At 39.9% G+C, this 21,438-nt stretch carries 19 protein-coding genes; 4 read left to right on the top strand and 15 right to left on the bottom strand.

The features are described 5' to 3' along the window. Positions 1-78: 78 nt before the first annotated feature. Positions 79-960, bottom strand: coding sequence for a LysR family transcriptional regulator (locus N523_RS0116585; RefSeq protein ID WP_028835424.1), 882 nt, complete (start codon positions 958-960; stop codon positions 79-81). A 111-nt stretch (positions 961-1,071) separates the two neighbouring features. Here N523_RS0116585 and N523_RS0116580 point away from each other — a divergent pair, with 111 nt between their 5' ends. Beyond that, complete coding sequence (locus N523_RS0116580) at positions 1,072-2,052, top strand: TDT family transporter (RefSeq protein WP_028835423.1); 981 nt, start codon at positions 1,072-1,074, stop codon at positions 2,050-2,052. Positions 2,053-2,128: 76 nt separating this feature from the next. Here N523_RS0116580 and N523_RS0116575 read toward each other — a convergent pair whose 3' ends face one another. Further along, positions 2,129-3,529: a pre-peptidase C-terminal domain-containing protein gene (locus N523_RS0116575; RefSeq protein ID WP_028835422.1), complete on the bottom strand. Its 1,401-nt coding sequence runs from the start codon at positions 3,527-3,529 to the stop codon at positions 2,129-2,131. Between the two features lie 295 nt (positions 3,530-3,824). Then, positions 3,825-3,998, bottom strand: a complete 174-nt coding sequence (locus N523_RS19435; protein WP_013464421.1) for a DUF2986 domain-containing protein — start codon at positions 3,996-3,998, stop codon at positions 3,825-3,827. A gap of 161 nt (positions 3,999-4,159) precedes the next feature. Here N523_RS19435 and N523_RS0116565 point away from each other — a divergent pair, with 161 nt between their 5' ends. Next, the gene (locus N523_RS0116565) at positions 4,160-5,647 is read left to right on the top strand and encodes a dipeptidase (RefSeq protein ID WP_028835421.1); all 1,488 of its coding nucleotides are present in this window, start codon (positions 4,160-4,162) and stop codon (positions 5,645-5,647) included. A 71-nt stretch (positions 5,648-5,718) separates the two neighbouring features. Here N523_RS0116565 and N523_RS0116560 read toward each other — a convergent pair whose 3' ends face one another. The 5 genes from N523_RS0116560 to N523_RS0116545 form a co-directional block, all read right to left on the bottom strand. Beyond that, entirely contained in the window at positions 5,719-6,480 is a 762-nt protein-coding gene (locus N523_RS0116560; protein WP_028835420.1) for an EAL domain-containing protein, read from the bottom strand. A gap of 256 nt (positions 6,481-6,736) precedes the next feature. Further along, a complete protein-coding gene (locus N523_RS0116555; protein ID WP_013464424.1) occupies positions 6,737-7,165 on the bottom strand; it encodes an OsmC family protein in 429 nt (142 codons plus the stop codon). Between the two features lie 192 nt (positions 7,166-7,357). Continuing rightward, positions 7,358-8,515: a N(5)-(carboxyethyl)ornithine synthase gene (locus N523_RS0116550; RefSeq protein ID WP_028835419.1), complete on the bottom strand. Its 1,158-nt coding sequence runs from the start codon at positions 8,513-8,515 to the stop codon at positions 7,358-7,360. Between the two features lie 285 nt (positions 8,516-8,800). Then, positions 8,801-8,935 carry a DUF2256 domain-containing protein gene (locus N523_RS19430; RefSeq protein ID WP_010391223.1) on the bottom strand — a complete coding sequence of 45 codons (135 nt, stop codon included), beginning with the start codon at positions 8,933-8,935 and terminating at the stop codon, positions 8,801-8,803. Positions 8,936-8,937: 2 nt separating this feature from the next. Further along, positions 8,938-10,467 carry a cryptochrome/deoxyribodipyrimidine photo-lyase family protein gene (locus N523_RS0116545; protein WP_028835418.1) on the bottom strand — a complete coding sequence of 510 codons (1,530 nt, stop codon included), beginning with the start codon at positions 10,465-10,467 and terminating at the stop codon, positions 8,938-8,940. A gap of 102 nt (positions 10,468-10,569) precedes the next feature. Between N523_RS0116545 and N523_RS0116540 the strand changes: the two genes are divergently transcribed. Then, positions 10,570-11,178 carry a flavin reductase family protein gene (locus N523_RS0116540; protein WP_028835417.1) on the top strand — a complete coding sequence of 203 codons (609 nt, stop codon included), beginning with the start codon at positions 10,570-10,572 and terminating at the stop codon, positions 11,176-11,178. A gap of 18 nt (positions 11,179-11,196) precedes the next feature. On the opposite strand, the gene N523_RS0116535 is transcribed toward N523_RS0116540, so the two are convergent. From N523_RS0116535 to N523_RS0116510, 6 genes are all read right to left on the bottom strand, one after another. After that, positions 11,197-12,498, bottom strand: a complete 1,302-nt coding sequence (locus N523_RS0116535; RefSeq protein WP_028835416.1) for an MFS transporter — start codon at positions 12,496-12,498, stop codon at positions 11,197-11,199. Between the two features lie 67 nt (positions 12,499-12,565). After that, on the bottom strand, positions 12,566-15,871 hold the full coding sequence (locus N523_RS0116530; RefSeq protein WP_028835415.1) for a PAS domain S-box protein: 3,306 nt from the start codon (positions 15,869-15,871) through the stop codon (positions 12,566-12,568). Then, positions 15,871-17,109, bottom strand: a complete 1,239-nt coding sequence (locus tag N523_RS0116525) for an ABC transporter substrate-binding protein (RefSeq protein ID WP_028835414.1) — start codon at positions 17,107-17,109, stop codon at positions 15,871-15,873. Before N523_RS0116525 ends, N523_RS0116530 begins: the two co-directional genes overlap by 1 nt. A 180-nt stretch (positions 17,110-17,289) precedes the next feature. Further along, on the bottom strand, positions 17,290-18,132 hold the full coding sequence (gene yghU / locus N523_RS0116520; protein ID WP_028835413.1) for a glutathione-dependent disulfide-bond oxidoreductase: 843 nt from the start codon (positions 18,130-18,132) through the stop codon (positions 17,290-17,292). 18 nt (positions 18,133-18,150) lie between these two features. Next, a complete protein-coding gene (locus tag N523_RS0116515) occupies positions 18,151-18,756 on the bottom strand; it encodes a rhomboid family intramembrane serine protease (protein WP_028835412.1) in 606 nt (201 codons plus the stop codon). Positions 18,757-18,871: 115 nt separating this feature from the next. Continuing rightward, the gene (locus tag N523_RS0116510; RefSeq protein ID WP_028835411.1) at positions 18,872-19,555 is read right to left on the bottom strand and encodes a type 1 glutamine amidotransferase domain-containing protein; all 684 of its coding nucleotides are present in this window, start codon (positions 19,553-19,555) and stop codon (positions 18,872-18,874) included. 156 nt (positions 19,556-19,711) lie between these two features. On the opposite strand from N523_RS0116510, the gene N523_RS0116505 reads away from it, so the two are divergent. Beyond that, the gene (locus N523_RS0116505; protein ID WP_028835410.1) at positions 19,712-20,629 is read left to right on the top strand and encodes a LysR family transcriptional regulator; all 918 of its coding nucleotides are present in this window, start codon (positions 19,712-19,714) and stop codon (positions 20,627-20,629) included. Positions 20,630-20,635: 6 nt separating this feature from the next. Here N523_RS0116505 and N523_RS0116500 read toward each other — a convergent pair whose 3' ends face one another. Continuing rightward, positions 20,636-21,370: a dienelactone hydrolase family protein gene (locus N523_RS0116500; protein ID WP_028835409.1), complete on the bottom strand. Its 735-nt coding sequence runs from the start codon at positions 21,368-21,370 to the stop codon at positions 20,636-20,638. Positions 21,371-21,438: the final 68 nt, after the last annotated feature.

Here is a 21,438-nt window from a genome sequence, read left to right as displayed (position 1 = left end):
ATGAGAGAGTAAGTTAGTGTGAGCTGTCAGATTCGATTTTTGGTTAATCGAATCTGACAGTTAATTACTATTAATTTTTTAATTCTGCTTGTGACAAAAATCTATAAACTGCGTTAGCAGCGGATTTTTGTATTTGTCTTTATGCATCACTAACCAAAACTGTCTTTGCATAGAGTGGTTTAAGTTAAGCTGCGTAACGCGGCCATCGTTTGCAGCGCACTGTGCCGCGAGTGACGATAAACACCCCAGCCCTAACCCTTCTGCAACGCTGTTGATCAATGCCTCTGTGGTATTGAGCTCAAAGCTTTGACTCCAATTATCGATATGCGTAGCAAGGTTTTGTAAAAAGAATGAGCGTGAGCCAGAGCCGGTCTCTCTTAATACCCATTGACTGTTTGCTAAGTCATTAAAACTAAGCTGTGGTTTTTTAGCTAAAGGGTGGGATGGCGGCGCAATAATACACATAGAGTCTTGACTAAACACGGTTGAGACTAAGTCACTTTGCTGGGCATGGCCTTCTATTAATGCAATGTCGAGTTCAAAGTCGCGCAGTTTTTGACAAATAAGCTCAGAATTTGAAATAAAAACCTGCTGAGAATAATGCTGCTGTTGTTGGCGAAATCCACTAAGTATAGAGGGCAACACATGATTACCAATGGTATCGCTGGCACCTATTTTTAACGTGCCACTGGCTGTTGCGTGGGACGAAAAAAGCGTATTAATATCATTTGCTCTGTGCAGTAATTCATCGGCCAAGGGCAGTAATTTTTGCCCTTCTTGATTTAAAATTAAGCGATGATTTACCCGGTCAAACAGTGGGTGGCCTAATTGTTTTTCAAGCTCGCTAAGAGACATACTGAGTGCCGCTTTAGACAAGTAAAGTCGCTCTGAGGCTGCGCTAAGCGTTGTATGCTGGGTAATACCTACAAACACTTTAAGTTGTTTAAGAGAAATATTCATGAGCTTGGTGTTTAGTTTTTCTGAACGTGTGTTCTATATAATTAGATTTAACTAAACAAAATGCAAGGTTAAACTTCTTTATAAGATAAACAGTGAGTGTGGAGTATAAACATGTTTAATTATATAAAAGCCAAAGTAATAACCGCACCCACCCCAATGGGGGGATTAGCATTAGGCATAGCCAGCCTTGGTTGGGCTTGGGAAAATATGTTCAATGTAAATGGCGCAGCGCAATACACTGGGGCGGCAATTGCAAGTGTATTATTATTAATACTTGGCTTAAAATTTTTACTGCACCCGCAATTACTAAAAGCCGACTTAGCGCACCCTGTTGTAGGCAGTGTGGTGCCTACTTTTGCTATGGCAACGTTGGTGGTATCTAATTCGTTAGGGCACGTTAATCCATTAGCAGGGGATGTGCTTTGGGTAGGCGCATTTTTATTGCATTTGGGATTTTTACTGAGCTTTATTATTCATCGTGTTCGTGAATTTAAAATTGAACACATGGTGCCAAGTTGGTTTGTCCCACCGGTGGGGATTATTGTTGCCGATGTCGCGTTCTCGGGTAATCCTGCACTGCTATTTTTAGCGCAAGGGGCACTTTATTTTGGCATGTTAATGTACGCAGTTATGCTGCCGATAATGATTTATCGGATAATATTTGCTGAGCAAATTCCTGATGCTGCACAGCCTACACTGGCTATTTTAGCGGCGCCAGCAAGTTTATCGTTAGCGGGGTATTTCACTGTGGTGACCCAACCGTCACCAGTGATTATTGGGGGGTTATTTGGTATTGCCATACTAATGACACTCATTATTTATACGGCATTTTTTAAATTACTACGCCGCAGGTTTTGCCCAGGGTTTGCTGCATTTACCTTTCCCATGGTCATTGGTGCTACAGCGTTATTTAAACTCGCGGATTGGATGCTAACGATGAACGTGGATATGCAGTTTATAAATCAAATACATTACTTAGCGATATTTGAGCTGCTAGTAGCAAGCGCTGTGGTTGGCTATGTAGCGATCCGTTATACGCATTATTTTAACCCTTTGGCTTCAAAGTGGCTTGAATATAAAACGAATAGGTAATTATCAGGTTTTTGTTTATTTAATTATTATTTTTGCGACAGTTAAAAAAGAGCCCAAAGGGCTCTCAACTGGGGGATTAATAAGGATTGATAGGGGAATAGAAGTTGTTGTTATTACCATTAATGCTCACGTCTAGTTGCATACCATTATGAGCGTGGCTAACCACATTGTAATTATCACCAGGTAGTAGCTTTATTCTATTAACATTTTGATAGTTAACAGCACTGCCACATTGCAATGTTACTCTTTGCGTATTAGCCGTTTCTTTAAAGATGTAAATTTCATTACTGCCGTCAACAACACCTGTACCAGAGGCATCGATGAACAGTGAGGTTGCCTCACTGGCTGCAATAGAAAAGTACTGATTGCTGTGATGGCCTAAAGACACGATGGCGCGCCCCATTCTGTCACGTTCTTGGAAGTGCGTATCGGTTAAGCTATTGTCTAAAACAGGCACATCAATAAAGCGACTGCTGAAGTTAAGTGTCTCATGGCAAAAGTCAGTGACTACTTCATCGGATACTGCACCAGCAACGCCATCTGGGTCGTACACGCTGTTTGCCATTAATGCCATGCCTGCAGACGTTCCGCCAACGACACCGCCCTTATCAAAAACGTGTTGCACAGCGGTTTGTACTTTTGTACCTTGCCATTGATTAAGATAATCAGATTGGTCACCGCCTGCAATCCATACAAATTCGGCACTGCGGATAGCCCAGTCAACATAGTCATCATTCGCTTTGTTGCGAGTATCAATGATCAGTGTTTCTACTGAGTCGGCATTCATTAAGTTCAGTAAATAATCGTTGTAGGCGTCAGTACCTGAGGTTCTAAGCACAACAACATCGGCACCGCTGCCAACATGGTTGGCAACGCGATTACTAAATGCTTGATCAACATCGCTGCCACCACCCATCAGTAATACAGCACCTTGATCAGCTGTTAATGTGCTGCATGAATCAGCACTGCCACCTTGTAAATATGCTTGTAATGAACCTGGTTTTGCAGGGCGAGAACTATAGCCACAATCATCGTTACCACTTCCGCCACCGGTGTTACTACCTTCACCAAAATTGACTGTTAGATCGTACCAACCTGTACCCGAGTAACGCGTTACTTTTACATAATAAGTACCCGTTGATTGCGCGTTATAACTGCCTGTTTCTGGCACATTACTGGTCGCCCCTTCGGCTAGGGCCGACCCCGTTTCTTGATATAATGCCCAGTCAAAGTCATCACGAGTATGATGATCAAGATTAACTTCAATAGGTCCGGTTTGCGTTAGTTCGAATCTAAACCAATCAGTATCATTTCGACTCAACGAGCCTGCAACGGCGGTATTACTACAAAGTGGGGAATTTGCATTGCTTTCAGTGTCGTTTGATTCAACCTCGTTTGTTAAACAAGCATTACTTGCAAACGAAAAAAACATGCACGCGGCTAGTGATCCATTAAGAATTGAGAGTTTTCTTTTCATTATTGTTACCTGAATTTTAATTACATAGAAGCCTTCCTACTGCGAGGCATTATTGCTTTTAAATTATTCAGGTTTTTTTATTCGTCGAACCATTCACTTAAATGATAGTTGACAGAACATTCTTGAGGAGCACTAGGAGTGATAATAAATAGTTTGTTCATTTATGCCTCCTAAGTGATTATTGGTGTGTTTCAGCATTGTTGCTGAATGTTCAATATTACAGTTAGGTGTTCAGTTTGCAACTATTTATTAACTTTTATTTTACTTTTTGTTCCAGGCTTTTGTTTTTATTGATTTATAAACATGTTTCATCGTTTATAGACTCTATTTGCTGTTCTTGAGCCAGTAATGCTAATTTTTCACGTTCAGCTTTAGACACATAAGCAGGTTTATTACTTTTATGTAATTTTGCATTTGCGCGCTTATCTTTGTTATTAAACTTTGTAATGATCTTTTTTCTGCGATTCATGATTAACCCCGTAATTTTAAGGTGCGCATTATACAGGCATCTTTAGTAAAGCTGTTAGATAAATATAGTGGCGGTTTTACGCTCTGTCGCAAAGCGTTGTTTGTTATTAAACAAGGGCGTTATAATTATGGTTCTTAGTTGTTAATTAAATGGGATTTGTTTTGAAAAAGTTAGCTTTAGCTAGTATCGCTTTATTGGCCTTTAATACTCATGCACAATTAAATAAAATTAATGACAGCGTGGCTGATTACGCTGTAAATACCTACCAAAGTGCGCAAGTACATACACTCACAAATTTGGTGTCTTTTCCAACGGTTAATAAAAGTGATGTTAGCGCACCACAAAATCCCGACTTTATTGGCTTTAAAGCGTTACTAAAAATGAAAGCGGCTGAGCTTGGTTTTGATTATCAAGATTTAGGTTACACCGTACTTATTGGTATGGGGCAACAAACTGATAAGGTAACCATAGTAACTCATGGCGATGTACAACCTGCTAATGCCAGCAAATGGAAGCAAAGCCCTTTTATTATTGACACCTCAGAGGCGGGTAAGTTGGTTGGTCGTGGTACCGAAGACGACAAAGGCGCTATTGCGACTGCAATGTACGCCATGAAGGCGATAAAAGATAAAGGCATAGCGCTTGATAACCGTATTGAATTAATGATTTACCTAGCGGAGGAGTCTGACTGGGGGCCGTTAACTGAGTTTATGAAAACTTATCAGCAACCAAAGTATGCGGTAACCATTGATGCCTCATACCCTGTAGTGGTTGCTGAAAAAGGCTGGAGCTTAATTGCGCCAACATTTGATGCAACATCACCACAAACAGGTGTGTATGTCAGTGAAGTAACCGGCGGCGCATTTGCCAGTCAAATCCCTGAAGATGCCAGTCTATTACTACATAACGCCAACGAAACATTAATTAATCAATTAAAAGCAAAAGCTAACATACTTAAGCAAGTTGAATTTAATTTTACAGAGCAAAATAACGCGCTTGCCATAAGTGTTAAAGGCATGTCGGCCCACTCATCTGAACCGGAATCAGGCGTTAACGCCATTGCTTATTTAGCTGAAATATTTAAAGACGTTGAGCTTGAAAACAACAGTGATGGCCAGCTCATTGATTTTGTTAATCAGCTTATTGGTTTAGATATTCACGGTAAACAGTTTGGCGAAATTGCTTATGAACATGACTTTATGGGGCCAATGACCGTAGCGCCTACGGTTATTGAACGTGAGGGTAATGCGCTTACTTTAGCGGTCAATGCTCGCCGTCCGGTTGGTAAAGATGAGACGTTACTTAAACAACAAATTGATACTGCGCTTGCTAATTGGCAAACGGCTAATCAGGTTACGTTAGCTAACATTAAAACCACCATTGGTACGCCCATGCTTTTAGATAGCGCACCCCATGCGCAAAAGCTACTTGATATTTTTAAGCATTATACGGGTGATAAAAACGCTGATTTTGTTTCAATAGGGGGCGGTACAAATGCCAAGCTATTTGATAATGCCGTGTCGTTTGGCCCATCTATGCCGGGCAAACGCTACACCGGGCACTCAGAACATGAGTTTATTACCCTTGAGCAATTAGCACTTAATTTACGTATGTACACCGCAATGATGATAGAGCTGGGGAATATGTAATTTTGGATATATAACCTATATCTAATACGAAAAAACCGCCGTAACGGCGGTTTTTTTATAGCAACGGTGTGCTATTGAAAATCAACTTCTGGCAAGCATTCAAACCCTGGTTTTGCAAATAAGTAACCTTGCATTAGCTCAATACCTGCGTGTTTTAACCACTGATATTCTTCAACGGTTTCAATGCCTTCAGCCAGAGCTGTAACATTTAGCGCGCTAAACATGTTTAAACAGTGAGTTACGATTGCCTGGCGATTTTTATCTTTGTCGATATCTCTGATCAGCGCCATATCAAGCTTGATAATATCAGTTTGAAAATCGGCTAATAGGTTTAATCCAGAATAGCCTGAACCAAAGTCATCGGTGGCTGTTTTAAAGCCTAATTCTTGGTAATAGCTCACAACACGTTTTACATGTGCGCTGTCTTCTATTTTTTCGACTTCTGTAAATTCAAACATAATATTTGTTGTAGGGAAGTTATACTTTTTAGCGGCTTCTAGGGTGGTACGAATACAACGCTCTGGCTTGTAGATAGCGTTTGGTAAAAAGTTAATACTAAGCATCGAATCTACACCTAGCTTTGATGCAAGTGCAATCGCTTTAATTCTGCATAACTGATCAAACGTATAGCGGTTAGTATCGTTAACACGAGAAATAATAGAGTAGGCCGATTCATTATTTAAACCACGGACAAGTGCTTCATATCCAAAAATAGTATTATTTTGACAATTTACAATAGGCTGAAATGCCATGGTAAAGTCAAAATCTAGTTCATTCGAATCAGCGCAATTGCTACAAGAAACTTTTTCGCAATTTAGTGATTTATCATTCATTCATCGTACCCTTTGTTTTAACCTACAAAATAAGGTGTGGTTAAGCCTGCCCTTAATCCTAACAAAGTATTGATATTTTACATAATCTATTTAACTGTTTTTGTTTAACCTTTTTGTAACTCACTGCGATTAAACAGTGCCTTTATTTCTATGATTAATGAAAAAGTAGCAATAAGGTTATGGCTTTTTTACATGCGCATAACCTTACTTTTCATGAGCTTTAAGCGCTTTGCGCCTAGCTTAATACACTAGGTATTTACTTAAGTGTGGCGTTAAGCGAAATCTCAGTATTTAATAATTTTGAGATAGGGCAGCCTTTTTTGGTTTGTTCGCACAATGCTTGAAATTGCTCATTTGAAATATCTGCAATGGTTGCATTTACTTCAAGGGCAATGTGCGTCACGGCAAAGCCATCATCCACTTCATCTAAACTAACCACTGCTTCGGTGTTTATGTTCTCAGCGGTAAAGCCCGCTTCACCAAGTGCCAGCGATAAAGCCATACCAAAACAGGCACTATGTGCTGCACCCACTAATTCCTCAGGGTTTGAGCCTGGCTTATCTTCAAAGCGGGTATTAAACCCATACGGCTGGTTATCTAATGCGCCACTTTGCGTTGAGATATAACCTTTCCCTTTTTTAATATCACCAGACCATGTTGAACTTGCAGATTTTTTAATCGTCATTATGTTCTCCTTGTTGAGGGTGTAGGCTTTTTAGGTTAATTAGTCATACCGTGTAGTGTTTGCAATACGTTGTAAACACTACACGGTAAAACAGCTAAAAAGCGTTATTTACATAGATAGTTGCAAAATAGAAGCCAAATAATTTAATAAACAAGGTCCACGTTATGTTTGGGATTATTTATTATCCCGAATTTAGGTTATATCAGCTATTTGCAGGTGATAAGGCGGGGCGCTTTCACGGTTTTGAAACGCTAAAATAGCGTTGTTTTTAATTATTCCGTGTTCAATATTGATAGCGCGGCGAATGGTTTCGTCTTTTTGCCATTGCTCTGGACCGGCTAAAACAGTTGGCAAGTATACAATGAGCGCGGCAGAAATAGAGCGCGTTGCACTTTCCCATAAGTAGCTAGGGGTATGATCAACCGCGTAATAATCAGTGGTTTTATAGCTAAACATTGGGTGTTTAAATGTTGTTGGCTTTGCAAAAAAGAATCCCATTCCTTCATCACAACTTACATCTATTATAAGGCTATTGGGTTTTAAGCAATCGGCTTCAGATTCAATCACAAAATTGACGGGGTTTGCGGTTTCTTGGTAGGTGCCATTAACAATAATGTCAGCTTCGCTAATAAGCTCAGTAAGCGGGCGCTGCGACCCATCGTGCTCAACCACCATCATACGAGCTTCGCCTTCAATGCCTGGGCGTACTTTAACATAATGACAATCAAGTACTTCCTCACGCACTTCATGATCGGGGCGCTGTATACAAATTGTAATATCTCTAAAACCATGAGCTTTTAATGCATAAATAGCACCTCGGCTAACAGCGCCAAAACTAAAAATAATGGTTTTACGTTGATTACCGTAATGGCCATCAATGCCTTTTAGTTGCAGAGCATGTAACACCGCACAATAACCAGCCATTTCATTGTTTTTATAAAAAGTATGACGGCCCACATTCCCCTGTGGTGACCATACAAACATGTCTTCAAAGGCAATAAGAGTGAGCTTTCTATCAAGGGCAGCTTGGGTAATTGCTTGTTGTTGTACGCAATGTACATAGCCCCAAATTGTGCCGCCTTCTTTAAGTTCTTGTAAATCAGCAAGCACTGGTTTGGCAATAATGACGGTGCCTAATTGGGTTAAAATATCACTGCGGGTGGCAATGCCGCCTGTCAGTGCTGCAATTTCTTCGTCGCTCATATTAAATGCCGCGCCATAACCTTGCTCAAAAATCATTTTTTTTCTGAGTTTTTCAGGTATACGCATTAAATGCACAGGATGAATAGGGTAGCGTCTTTCATCTGTTTTACGTGATGTTCCAATTACGCCAATAGTTAATTCACTCATGCTATATCCTTGATTAAAGTATGCTGAGTTTATAAACGAATAATGCTACATCGCTAACAAACAAAGAGGGGTTTTACAGGCAAGCTCACGCCATGGCTGTAAAATAAGGCTTGGTAAAGGGTGTTCTTTTAATTAGCTGTGCTAGGTGTAATGAATGTTGAGCAGGCAGAGGGTAGAGTGTTAACTTGCATTGAATAACAAGTTGAAACGTTAACCACTATAACAGCTATGTAAGATATAAAGTGAGATTAAAGCGAATATGCGTGTATTGGTTTTTATAAGCGGCTATTTGCTGCGTTTGCACCGCTCTGAGCAATAAATAACGTTATCCCAATCTCGTTGCCACTTTTTACGCCACGCAAACGGCTTATTGCATACTGGGCAAATTTTTTGCGGTAAGTTAAGTTTTTTGTGCGCCATAATTAGGTGTTCTCTTTATTGCTGTTACTGCGAGTTTTGCGTTTTACACGGGTGATTTTTTGAGTCGGAGCTACGTGTTTTTTAAGAATTTTACCTATGGCGCGTTTTACATCGGGCCGCTCTCGGTATTGCCATAGCCGTTCGCGGGCTTCTTTTGAGGCGGTGGTTAAATCAAGCATCGGCTCAGGGTAGTCTTCACCTAGTTTAAAGTCGTTAAATAGCGCTTCCATGGGCGTTTGCTCCCAAGGTTGATGTAAATATTCAATGGGGAGCTTTTCAAGTTCAGGGCACCATTTTTTTATAAACGCACCGGTTGGGTCTTGATCCTCCGATTGCTTTATTGGGTTGTAATGACGAATGGTATTAATACCGGTGACAGAGGCTTGCATTTGAATTTGTGGGTAATGAATTCCCGGTTCAAAGTCTAAAAAGTAATTAGCCAGCGGAAAACTTGCCTGTTGCCAGCTGATGTTTAAATGATGCGTTACAAAGCTAACTAGCATAGCGCGCATTCTAAAATTAATATAACCGGTGGCTTTTAAACAGCGCATGCAGGCATCAATAATAGGAATACCAGTTTGCCCCTGTGCCCAGCGTTCAATATCGCTAGTAACCTGGGCGTCATCACGATACGGAAATGCATGGTAACCCGGATTTAGCGCTTTAAATTCCATGGTGCATTCGCTTTCAAACTTTTGCATAAAGTGGCAATGCCAATGCAAGCGTGATACAAACGCGGCAAGTGGGCGCTTCCACCCTTTTTTATCAGCAGAAGTGCTATGGTATGCGTCAATCGCCATTTTATACACTTGCCTCAGGCTGATATTCCCCCACGCTAAATAGGGCGATAACCTAGAGCAATGTGTACGGCTTAAGCTTGGGCTGGATATTCCTTTTTGATAACTCTTACCGCGTTCAGCAAAAAAGCTTTGCATTACTTCACGGGCAAGTCGAGGGCCCCCGTGCTGAAAATGTTCATTATCTTGCGTGTAGGCGCTCGGCAGTATAGGTGTTTGATAATCAGTAAGAGTAAGTGGTTTTATTTGCTTCCAATTAGGTATAGCAATAGGTGCTTGCATGGTTTGTTGCCAGCGCTCGTTCCAATTACTGCGATTTCTTTTGCCACGTATCACAGCCCCGGTTGGCGACTCTAACCAGTTAATGTGATGGTGTTGGCACCAGGCTTTAATTGCTATGTCACGCTCAAAGGTATTGTTTAGCCCTATTTCTTGGTGGCTAAAGAGGTTTGTGATTTCAAACTGCGAGTGAAGCGATTCAAGTAGGGTTTGCATATCTTCATTAAATATATATACGCGGCTGTTAAAGCGAGCCAACTGAGTGTTTAAGTCGCAAATAGATTGATATACAAAGCGCCAATGCCGCTCGTTGTAATGCACATCGTCAATTAGTAAAGGTTCGAAATTATAAATTAAGAGGGTAGGCAGGCCGTTACTAAACGCATTTTTTAAAGGCTGATGATCGCTTAGGCGTAAGTCACGTTTAAACCAGACTATGTTTATTTTTATGCGCATGGATTCAATGTATTATTTAAAAATGCTATGAAGTAATTATTTAACTTGTACGCAGCGTAGCGATTTTCCGATTTAGTTTTTTAAGATTAAAAGTGAGAAATCATGTTTTTAGATTTAACCGATAATAGCAACCACTCTGTTTATAGCTACTTAGTAGGCGGTATAAGCCCAAGACCGATTGCGTGGGTAAGCACGTTAAGTGGAGAGGGGGTTGCTAATATTGCGCCTTATTCGTTTTTTACTGTTGCTAGTTGTAACCCGCCGGTTTTAAGCGTAACGCAGGTAAACCCTCGCGATAATGCAAATAAAGATACGTTAAATAATTTACTCGCTACCAAAGAGTGCGTAGTTAATATTGTTAGCCATTCGCTTGTTGAACAAATGAACCAAAGCTGCGCTAACTATCCACGTGACGTGAGTGAGTTTGATGCTGCAAATATACAGCGTACCCCCAGCCAATTAGTCAGTGTGCCAAGTGTTGCTGCGTCAAAAGTGCGCTACGAATGTAAGTTGCGAGAGGTGATTACTATTTCAGATGAGCCAAGCGGTGGGCAAATGATGCTGTTAGATGTAGTGGGTATTTTCCTCGACGACACCGTTTTAGTGAACGGATATATTGATCCAACGCGTTTAGATGCGGTGGGTAAAATGGGCGGCGATTATTTTAGTACCACGAAAGACAAATTTGCATTAAAGCGCCCACAGTTATAAAGCAATGTTGGTAACCTATTATTCGGTTTGTGGTAAAAAGAATGCACTTATAGCACCTAAAAAACCAAGGGTACTGTAAAGTAAAATTAGCTCAGCGGTTGATAAAAAAGCCTCGAGTAAACCTATACTACCCAGAAGTAGTAATAACACCCCAATTACCGTGTTACTTACCGATACATAATCGGTGCGTTTATTGCCCTCAGCCATATCAACAAGGTAAGTTTTTCGCCCTAAACGCACGCCTTGGTGTGCAACTGAGAGTAAAAAATACAATATAGGCATAACCCACCAATTTAGCAGTAGTGCGCTATACCAAGTGGCAATAACAAATACGGCTAAGCCATTAAATGTGACTAATATAGCGCTAAGCACTAAAACACGCTGGCTAGATAAATCACTGAGCCTGCCCCAAATAGGCGCCGAGACTAAACTAGCAAAGCCAGAAACGGCAATAAAAGTGGCAAGCAGAGAAAATTCAAAAGACTGTTTACTGGCTAAAACTATATAAAAAGGGGCACTTAGAGCTGAGCATAAAAGTAGCGCACGGGTAACAACAAAATGGGCAAATTGTTTATCTTTATAAAGCAGCTTAAGTTTAGAAAACGCATGCAGCAAGCCATTTTCACCACCATCGGTTGCCCCTTTATATTCATTTATTTGGCTGTAAAAAAAAGCCGCGATCACCCACATTATTGCACCGAGTGCTAAGGCTATAATGACGGTGTTTTGATCTTTTTGTTGTGAAAAAAACCACATAAGCAAGCCAAACGTTAAGGTGGCAAAACCGGCAATACTGGCAGCTAAGCCACTAATATTACCGCGCTGTTGCTTAGGAATAACTTTTCCAAGCACATCTTTTGCGGCCACCGAGTTAAACCCTCTAGCTAAGCTAAATAAAATTAATAAACCAATAATGGCGTAACCCGCAAGCTTGCCCTCAAGTGTAAACGCGACACCAACCATAGCCAAAATACATAAAGACTGCACAATAGCGCCAATAACCCACACCCATTTACGAATAGGCAATTGGCGGATAAAGCCAGCAATGGCCAACTGCGGCAGTAGTGAACCCGACTCTCTAATAGGTACTAGCCAAGCAATAAAACTCGCTGGCACGTTTAAGCTTTGCATTAACCACGGCAGCGTTATTTTGGGGTTGAGTAGCGCATCAGCAAACTTACTAAACAGTTGGCTTAGCAGTAAAGTAATAAAATTACCGGGGACTTCTTGGCATGCGTTTTCGTCAATGGCCTTACACGCGCGAGCATCTTCTTCGTTATTTAAGCGTTTATAAATTTGCTCTTTTGTTAGTTTTTTCACTCTATTTTACCGCTGTATAAGTACAAATATCTATATATATTAAGATGATATGGTTAACATATCTACTTTACTCATTGTTTTTAAGTTCATATGGCAACCATTTTAGGAGTTTTTTAAATAATATGTCTTGCGCAATGGGCTTAGAAATATAGTCGTTCATTCCAACCTGTAAGCACTTAGCTTTATCGCCTACCATAGCGTTTGCTGTCATAGCAATAATAGTAATTGGGGGATTTTTACTTCCAGCTTCATTTACTCTTATATTGGTTGTGGCTTGGTAACCATCCATCACTGGCATTTGGCAATCCATTAAAATGAGTGAGTACGGGTTATGGGAAGTTGTTTGTTTTAAATATTCGAGCGCGTGCTGGCCATTTGCTGCAATATCAATGCTATTAATTCCTATTTTTTTAAGCGTGGTAGAGGCGACGATTTGATTAATGTTGTTATCTTCAACCAGTAAAATACGAATACTTTTGTCCCACACAATATCATCGCTCGACAAAGGCTGAGTGTCAGATAAATCCTCAGTAATGAGGCTGCTATTACTTTGCTGTTTATCGCTAAAGCAGGTCGATAGCATCTTAAAAAGATTTTGTGTGATTATGGGCTTTGTAACAATGGCTGAAAACCGAGGCGCTTGATATAAATCGCGCTGTTTATTTAGCTCACCCGTGGTCATTAAAACAACATGCGCAGCCATAAGATCTACTTCTTTATCAAGGGTTTTACTTAAGGTTAAAGCATCGCCGTCACTTAGCTGCATATCAATCATAATTAAATCAAAACAAAGGTTTTGTTTTTCGATATATTGCTGACATATTTGCACAGCCTGCTTTGCGGATGGGCTGATTACGGCTGTTGCTCCCCATTTAGTAAACTGCTTGTGTAAGATAGAAGATTGAGTTTGATTGCTGCACACAATTAAAATATTTAACGATGACATATCTACAGGGGGTAATACTTTTTGTGGGTTTTTACTGCGTTTTAGAACAACATTAAAGCTAAAGTTACTGCCCTTATTTTCTTTAGATTGTACCTGTATATCACCTTCCATTAGGTGGCATAACTTTTTAACAATCGCTAAGCCTAAGCCCGTGCCTCCATATTTTCGTGTTGTTGAAGAGTCAACTTGAGAGAATGATTTAAATAGCTTGGCTTGTTGGGCTGCAGAAATACCAATCCCAGAGTCTATTACTTGGCAGTTAAAACGCATTTGATTATTGTTAATCGGTGTGAGTTTAGCAATAACTTGCACTTCGCCTTTATGAGTAAATTTAAGTGCATTATTTACTAAGTTTGTTAAAATTTGTTTGAGGCGTCCGGCGTCACCAATGACAAAAGCGTATTCAAGATGCTCTATATCTAGCATTAACGGAATATTTTTACTGTGGGCATGAATTGCTATTGTTTCGATAAAATCGTCGAGCATGTTACAAAGGTTAAACTCTAACTCCTCAAGCTCAAGCTTACCGGCATCCACTTTTGAAAAGTCTAAAATATCGTTAATAATATTTAATAAGGAGTTTGCACTATTGAGTGCAATGCTTACCTGATGGTGTTGTTTTTCATTTAATGAGCTATCTAAAATCAAATTAAGCATGCCTAATACGCCATTCATAGGCGTGCGAATTTCATGACTCATTGCTGCTAAAAACTCGCTTTTGGCAATGTTAGCCTGTTCAGCCGCCGCTTTTGCTTCAATTAATAATTGATTCGCTGCTTTTTGCTCAGTGATATCTTGCTGAATTCCCACGTAAGCTGTGAGTTGTTGCTGCTCGTTAAAAACAGGCGAGATTTGTAGGCTATTCCAAAATTCCGTGCCATCTTTTTTATAATTTAGTATTTCTATACGTTGAGTTTTTAATGTTTTTATTGCATTAGTAATAATATCTATTGCGTTCTTATCGGTGTTTGGCCCTTGAAGTAAGCTGCAATTTATTCCTAGCATTTCCTCTTTACTATAGCCTGTTATTTTTTCAAATTCAGAGTTTAAAAAGACTAAAGGAAAGCCTTGCACACTCGCATCGGCTATAGAAATACCCACATTACACGATTCGATTGCCTGCGCTAATAAATCATTTTGCTCTTTTGCTTGTTTTAATGCTTTTTGAGAACGTTTTTGCTCAGTAATGTCAGTTACAGAGCCTGCCATTCTAATTGCTTTATTATGCTCATTGCGCAGTGCCATCCCTTTTACTGTAAAATAACGATAAGCGCCTGATTTAGTCTTTAATCTATAATCGTAATTAAAGGGAATGTTGCTAATTAAGTGATTTGCTATTTGCTTTTTATGCTTGGTTATATCATCAGGGTGAAGTAACTTATAAAGTGCATCAGCACAGTGAGGCAAAGCGTTTTTATCGTTTTCGTCGTAGCCAAGCAATACGCTAATACGGGGAGAAAAATATACTTCATTTTTAATAATATCCCAATCCCAAATGCCATCATTACTGCCTTTAACTGCCAGTTCGTAACGCGCTTCACTTTGCTTTATCGCTTCTTTTGAGGATTCTAAAAGCTTAAATGGGTTTAGTAGTAAGTGCCGACCAAATACAAACAGGAATAACGACGATAAAGCCATACTTACAATAATTGATATAGCAATATCGATTATGAAGCGAGTAGTTTTAGCAGCAATTAAATTGGCAGTAATGTAGTAGTTTAATGTTATATCTGTATTGCCAATGAGGTTTTGGCCAATACTGACATACTCGTCACCTTGATTTAAATTAGAATAAAAAACCCATGGGCCTGCTAAAGTCAGTCCATGACTTTCACGGTCAAAGTCGGTCGGTAGTAACTGGGTCATTGGCGTATTAAATTGCACCATAAGCACGCCCTCAGTAAAGTTATTATATTTTATAGGCACCGCAATGGTGAATAGGTCGGTATTGGTTGGCTTATTTAATATCACCGCCTTTTCTGTATGCTCTTCAAGTAAGCTATTTATCCATGGTTGCTCAATTATACTCAGCTCGTTAAGCGAAGGGTCGTTACTAAAAACCACCTCTTTTAGTACGTTTATAATCGTTATTTTTTCGGTGCTCCCCATTATTTTATATTGAAAAAGGTAATCTTGGAGTAGCGCTTTTGAGGTGTCTGACCCCATTATGGCGTTAGATAAAATAGGTTGACGAGCAAGGTCATTAAGAATTTGTGTTCTTGTTTCTAAAAATAGTGTGAGGTAGCTGGTGGTGAGTTTAGATTCAATCTCAAGACTTTTACTTTGCAAATCATAGATAGCTGTATTTGCGCGATGACCAACAAACAGTAAAGAAATAGTCACTGATAATATTAAGCTCAATGCTAAAAAAGTATAAAAAGCATTATTTGTTGAGAGCTTAAATTTTTTATTTATTAATGCTCGCATTACTCAACATTGCCTATTGGGTTTTCGATAATGTGTATTTTTCCATCTGGCTGATAATTTGCCATGCATAAATCGTCAAAACCAAGCGCTTCGTGGGCATCAATATTATTAGCTGACCACACAGCAAAAGGACGTTGGTATTGTTTTATTAAGCCATTAACTGGCATGGTTAAGTTCTCAAGTGCATGTTTAATTTTTGCTCTGTTGTGCTCTGTATTATCGGTTAAAGTTATTTGTGATATGCCCTGTAACAATAGTTTTGTTAAGTCGTAGGCATGAATAAATCCAGCCGGAGAAATTAACTCAGTGGATGCTACAGGGGTAGGCTTGAGGGATAAGCTTTGTGCTATAACATTTTTAGTTAAAGCGGTTTGCGGCGTTTTTAAAAATGAAAAACAGCTTTGTATAAAATGTAAGCTCAAGTTTGATTTTATGGCTTGCTCAACGTTGGCAAAAAAATCCCCACCCGTTATTCCCCAATGACTAACAATAGGAAGGCGTTCATTTTTGGCAAAACTTGCCATCGCATTTATAAATACAGCCCCCTCAATGGCATTTCCAACAAATAAAATACACTCTGCAGGTGTATTTTTTATTTGATGCAGCATTAATTTGGCGTTATTTATTTTTGTGTTCCAGTTAAACCATTCTACTTGTGGTTTTATATCACCAAAGGCCTCAAGCATGGTGTTGTTGTTTGATTTTCCCCATGGCGTGTCTTCTAAAAGTAAGAGCGGATTTTTGCAATTTAGAGTTTGCGTTGCAAATTGGGCCATTCTATAACCGGCTTTTGTATCATCTACCGAGAGCCTAAATACCCAGTTGTCATCGCTAGGGTAGCGCGTAATAGACCCTCCGGCAGCCCAAGGCAGTAATAGTAATAGTTTGTTTTTATTGATGAACTCTCTGTTTTTTATATATGGCGGGGAGTGCAATCCACCAATAAAAACCAGTGCATTGGGGTCTTTTAGAAACTGCTGCATGTGCAATAAGCTGCGATTCGAATTACCTCGGTTGTCTTTTTCAATCAGTGTCAGCTGATAATCTTGTACGTTATTATTAATCTCAGCTAAAGCAGTCAGCACCCCCATCTTCATTGCATAGGCCGATTCGTAATGGTTTGAATAATCTGAGTCATGGTAGAGCGTTAATGTTTTTACATCTTCGCTGCGTGCACTTAAAGGAAGTGCTGCAATATAAAGTACACTTAAGAGGAGTACACAAACCAAAGATTGCATAATAAACTTTATGTTAGTAATTTTTATTAAAGTTAGTCTATTTTGGCGTGTTTTCCTGTTTTAAAAGGAAGTTATTTAATTTTTTATAAAAATATAAAACTGAAATATGATTCAGTATTTTTTTATTAATGGGCATAAAAAAGCCAGCTAAGCAGCTGGCTTCTTGAACTGTTTTGACTTTTAGTTAAAGTCTTGGGCAGTGTGGCGCTCTGCCATTTGTTCTTCTTCTGGGCCCCACGTACGATTAACGCGACGACCTCGTTTTACGCCAGGGCGTGCAGCCACTTGTTTAGCCCAGCGCATAACGTGAGTGTAAGAAGCCACATCTAAAAACTCTGCCGCGTCGTATAGGTCACCTAAAACCAGTGAGCCATACCACGGCCAAATAGCAATGTCGGCAATTGAATATTCACTGCCTGCCATGTATTCATTGTCACTTAAATGGCGGTTTAGTACATCAAGCTGGCGCTTAGTTTCCATGGTAAAACGGTCAATCGGGTATTGCATTTTACTCGGTGCATAACTGTAAAAGTGGCCAAACCCACCGCCTAAGTAAGGTGCTGAGCCCATTTGCCAAAATAGCCAGTTACGACACTCTGTTTTTGCTTTAAGATCGTTAGGAATAAAGGCATCAAATTTTTCGCCTAAGTATTGTAAAATAGCACCTGACTCAAATATGCGTGTTGGCGGTGTGGTTGAATGATCCATCAGCGCGGGTATTTTTGAGTTCGGGTTTATATCAACAAAGTCAGAGCCAAACTGATCGCCTTCACCAATATTAATTAAATACGCATCGTATTCGGCATCGGTTAAGCCAAGCTCTAAAAGCTCTTCAAACATAATACTAACTTTTTGGCCATTGGGTGTTGCCAGCGAATAAAGCTGAAATGGATGTTCGCCAATCGGTAATGTTTTGTCATGAGTAGCGCCTGCAATGGGGCGATTTATACTAGCAAATTTACCACCACTTTCACTGTCCCATGTCCATACTTTAGGCGGGATGTATTCGTTGTTTTCACTCATAAATAACCTCTATCTTTATTAAACGCGTGTTTCAGTTGTTGCTTGCTGATCTTTTAATTTATCTGCTTTTGCTAGTTTATAGCCTAAAAACAATCCACTTAATGCACCAAACAAATGGCTCTCAAACGAGATATGAAAACGCTGTGGTAATACGCCCCAGATAAAGCCGCTGTATAAAAATGCCACGATAACAGCGATAAAAATCGATTTAAATGAACGTCTTACAATGCCATAGCATAAAATAAAGCCCCACAAACCATAGATGACTCCGCTTAGACCCACATGAATATTACTGCGAGCAAACATCCAAACTAATAGACCACCTACTAAGGCGGTGAATATAAATACACTATAAAAGCGCTGTACGCTGTACTGGCAAATTAACCAGCTTAATACAGCAAATGGCAACATATTACTGGCAAAATGCCACCAGCTACCGTGTAAAAAGGGAGCACAAAGAATACCAACCAGCCCTTGAATACTTCTGGGATAAATACCTAAACCGTTTAAATTAATGCCTGGTAGGCTATTAATAAGCTGCAATACAAAACAAATAATAATAATGCTAAAAATAGCAAAGCGGGTACTGGTAATAAGTGAAAGCGTGTTTGGTTTAGTGGCCATAGTGTGATCCTAATTTACCGAAAGTGTTGCCAGTATAGGAATTGTATAAGGTAATGAAAAGCAATTAAAAAAGCACAGCATAAAATGCTGTGCTGATTTGAGTTGTTGGCTGCTATTAACCTAGTTTAGTTAATAGCTTTTTAGCCGCAAGTTCTGAGCTTGCTGGGTTTTGACCGGTGATCAATAAACCATCTTCTAGAGCAAGTACGCCCCAATCATCGGTTTTTTGGTAATCGCCACCTTTTTTGATAAGTTCGTCTTCAACTAAAAATGGAACAATGTCAGTAAGTTGTACAGCAGCTTCTTCGCTGTTAGTAAAGCCCGTTACTTTTTTACCGGCGACTAATGCATTGCCATCAGCGTCTTTAGCATTTAAAAATACCGCACTTGCATGACACACGCCAGCGACTGGCTTTTGCTCTTTAATAAAGCTTTCAATGAGCGATACAGAATCGGTGTTATCGACTAAATCCCATAAAGGGCCGTGACCACCAGGGTAGAATACGGCGTCGTAATCAGAAGAGTTTACTTCGCTTAAAACTTTGGTATTTGCCATCAGTGTTTGTGCACCACTGTCTGCATCGTAACGTTTGGTTGCCTCAGTTTGAAAATCAGCAAGTGTACTAGTTGGGTCAATCGGTGGCTGACCGCCGTTTGGAGAAGCCAATGTTACTTCAATACCTGCATCAACAAATGCGTAATAAGGGGCTGCAAATTCTTCTACCCAAAAACCAGTTTTTTCGCCTGTGTTACCAAGCTCTGCATGTGATGTAAGAACCATTAGTATTTTTTTAGCCATGTAAGGTATTCCTTATGATGATTTAAATTAATTAATCTTGCTTGGTAAATACTATATGCACTAAGAGAGCTTTAAACAACGATGATAAATTTAACTTAATTGATTCAATAATTGATACAATAAGAGGGTTGAAGTTAAAACCGCATTGGAGCACCTATGAAAGTCTCGTTTGAACAGTTAAAAAGCATGGTGGTATTTGCACAAATTGTAGAGCAGGGCAGCTTAACTGCAGCGGCAAAACAATTAGGGCTGACCCGTGCCGTAGCGAGTTATCACTTAAAAAAATTAGAAACACAGCTCGAAGTGACGCTACTTAACCGTTCTACCCGCACTATGGCGTTAACCGAAGCCGGAATGGCCTATTATGAGCGTTGCCGTGTTATTACAGAGCAAGCTAATGCCGCTAATCAGCAAATAGAAAATATAAAAAGTGAACCTCAAGGGCTATTAAAAATAAGTTGCCCAGTAAATGTAGGGATGCAGTTAATTGTACCGGCAATAAATACCTTTAAACGTCAGTACCCTAAAATTGATATAGATTTACAGCTCACAGATGACGTTGTGGATATTATTAAGCACGGGTTTGATTTTGCAATTAGAGGGATTGCACTGCGCGATTCGAACTTACAAGCCACTAAGCTCACTACTATGAGTACCTGTATTTGTGGTGCGCCCGATTATTTTGCGCATTTTGGTAAACCCACCACAGCCGATGAGTTGGCAAAGCATCAATGGGTGGTTTATCAATTAGGCAGTAAAACGCTGACCTTACAAAAAGAAGGAAAAAAGGTCGATATTACAATGCAAGGTAGTTTAAGCACCAATAACGCTGCTGCACGCACTGCGTTTGTAGAGGCGGGGCATGGTATTGGTCGTATTCCACTTTATGATGCATGGCCAAAAGTACAAGCGGGTTTGCTGCAAATTATACTCGATGATTATAAAAGCAAAGACATTGAGCTTTATGGGGTGTTCCCGCCTGGGGCGGCGGGCTCTAAAAAACTGCGTTTGTTTATTGATTATTTAAAAGCGTATTTTGTAAAGCAACATACCGCATTAGGTATGCTTAAATAATAGCGCTTAAAGCACTCGGTTAAACAAAGCAACGGCTTGTTGATACATGGTGATAGCAAGTGCTGCGTCGTACCGCTCGCCTTCATCACGCATAAAGGCATGTTGCGCGTTCACTTCTTGCCATTGGTAATTAATACCCGTACTAACCGCTTGTTGATAAATTTTGTCGCGACCTTGTTGTGGCACATGGGGGTCTTGTTTTCCCCAAATAAAGTGGATTTCACCTTGTATATCGGCCATACGTTCAAATGAATTATTCCCTTTTTGTGCGGGAAGAGTATCGCTATGAATATCAGTGGCATATAAGCAGAAAGCAGCTTTTATTGCGGGGTTTAATGCGGCCCTATACGCTAAATGCCCACCAATACAAACACCCATTGCACCCACAGAGCCAGTACAATAATCGTGTGTTTGTACAAAGTCGATTAACGCTTGGGTATCGCTGTCGTGAGATTCAAGCGGTTTTGCCCATTTATCATTATTGCCTTTATCTTTACCCGCATCATCATAAGCAAGCACTGTCCCGATAGGGTTAAGCTCATGAAATACTTCTGGCACAAGTACCACAAAACCATGACTTGCCAAAATAGCGGCGCTGCGAGCAATCGGTGCGGTTTGCTGAAAAATCTCAGAGTAAAAAATAATGGCTGGGAATTGCCCGTGAGCGTGTGGGCGATAAACCGTAGTGCGCATTAACCCCGTTGGGGTAGGCAAGTCAGCATGGTGGTGTTGGATGATCATAAAAGTGCTCAGTTAAATAATATATAAAATATATGGTAACTGAGCGCGATAAAATAAACACGCCTTAA

This window comes from Pseudoalteromonas sp. 23_GOM-1509m (assembly GCF_000518425.1).
In the GTDB taxonomy this organism is placed as follows: Bacteria; Pseudomonadota; Gammaproteobacteria; order Enterobacterales; family Alteromonadaceae; genus Pseudoalteromonas; species Pseudoalteromonas tetraodonis.
Note: the sequence above shows the minus strand (reverse complement) of the source record. Positions and strands in the feature narration are given on the sequence as shown.

Bases quoted from the DNA above. Each gene is read 5' to 3' on its own strand.
- N523_RS0116585 (WP_028835424.1), bottom strand. From the start codon at position 960: ATGAATATTTCTCTTAAACAACTTAAAGTGTTTGTAGGTATTACCCAG.
- N523_RS0116580 (WP_028835423.1), top strand. From the start codon at position 1,072: ATGTTTAATTATATAAAAGCCAAAGTAATAACCGCACCCACCCCAATG.
- N523_RS0116575 (WP_028835422.1), bottom strand. From the start codon at position 3,529: ATGAAAAGAAAACTCTCAATTCTTAATGGATCACTAGCCGCGTGCATG.
- N523_RS19435 (WP_013464421.1), bottom strand. From the start codon at position 3,998: ATGAATCGCAGAAAAAAGATCATTACAAAGTTTAATAACAAAGATAAG.
- N523_RS0116560 (WP_028835420.1), bottom strand. From the start codon at position 6,480: ATGAATGATAAATCACTAAATTGCGAAAAAGTTTCTTGTAGCAATTGC.
- N523_RS0116555 (WP_013464424.1), bottom strand. From the start codon at position 7,165: ATGACGATTAAAAAATCTGCAAGTTCAACATGGTCTGGTGATATTAAA.
- N523_RS0116550 (WP_028835419.1), bottom strand. From the start codon at position 8,515: ATGAGTGAATTAACTATTGGCGTAATTGGAACATCACGTAAAACAGAT.
- N523_RS19430 (WP_010391223.1), bottom strand. From the start codon at position 8,935: ATGGCGCACAAAAAACTTAACTTACCGCAAAAAATTTGCCCAGTATGC.
- N523_RS0116545 (WP_028835418.1), bottom strand. From the start codon at position 10,467: ATGCGCATAAAAATAAACATAGTCTGGTTTAAACGTGACTTACGCCTA.
- N523_RS0116540 (WP_028835417.1), top strand. From the start codon at position 10,570: ATGTTTTTAGATTTAACCGATAATAGCAACCACTCTGTTTATAGCTAC.
- N523_RS0116530 (WP_028835415.1), bottom strand. From the start codon at position 15,871: ATGCGAGCATTAATAAATAAAAAATTTAAGCTCTCAACAAATAATGCT.
- N523_RS0116525 (WP_028835414.1), bottom strand. From the start codon at position 17,109: ATGCAATCTTTGGTTTGTGTACTCCTCTTAAGTGTACTTTATATTGCA.
- yghU (WP_028835413.1), bottom strand. From the start codon at position 18,132: ATGAGTGAAAACAACGAATACATCCCGCCTAAAGTATGGACATGGGAC.
- N523_RS0116515 (WP_028835412.1), bottom strand. From the start codon at position 18,756: ATGGCCACTAAACCAAACACGCTTTCACTTATTACCAGTACCCGCTTT.
- N523_RS0116510 (WP_028835411.1), bottom strand. From the start codon at position 19,555: ATGGCTAAAAAAATACTAATGGTTCTTACATCACATGCAGAGCTTGGT.
- N523_RS0116505 (WP_028835410.1), top strand. From the start codon at position 19,712: ATGAAAGTCTCGTTTGAACAGTTAAAAAGCATGGTGGTATTTGCACAA.
- N523_RS0116500 (WP_028835409.1), bottom strand. From the start codon at position 21,370: ATGATCATCCAACACCACCATGCTGACTTGCCTACCCCAACGGGGTTA.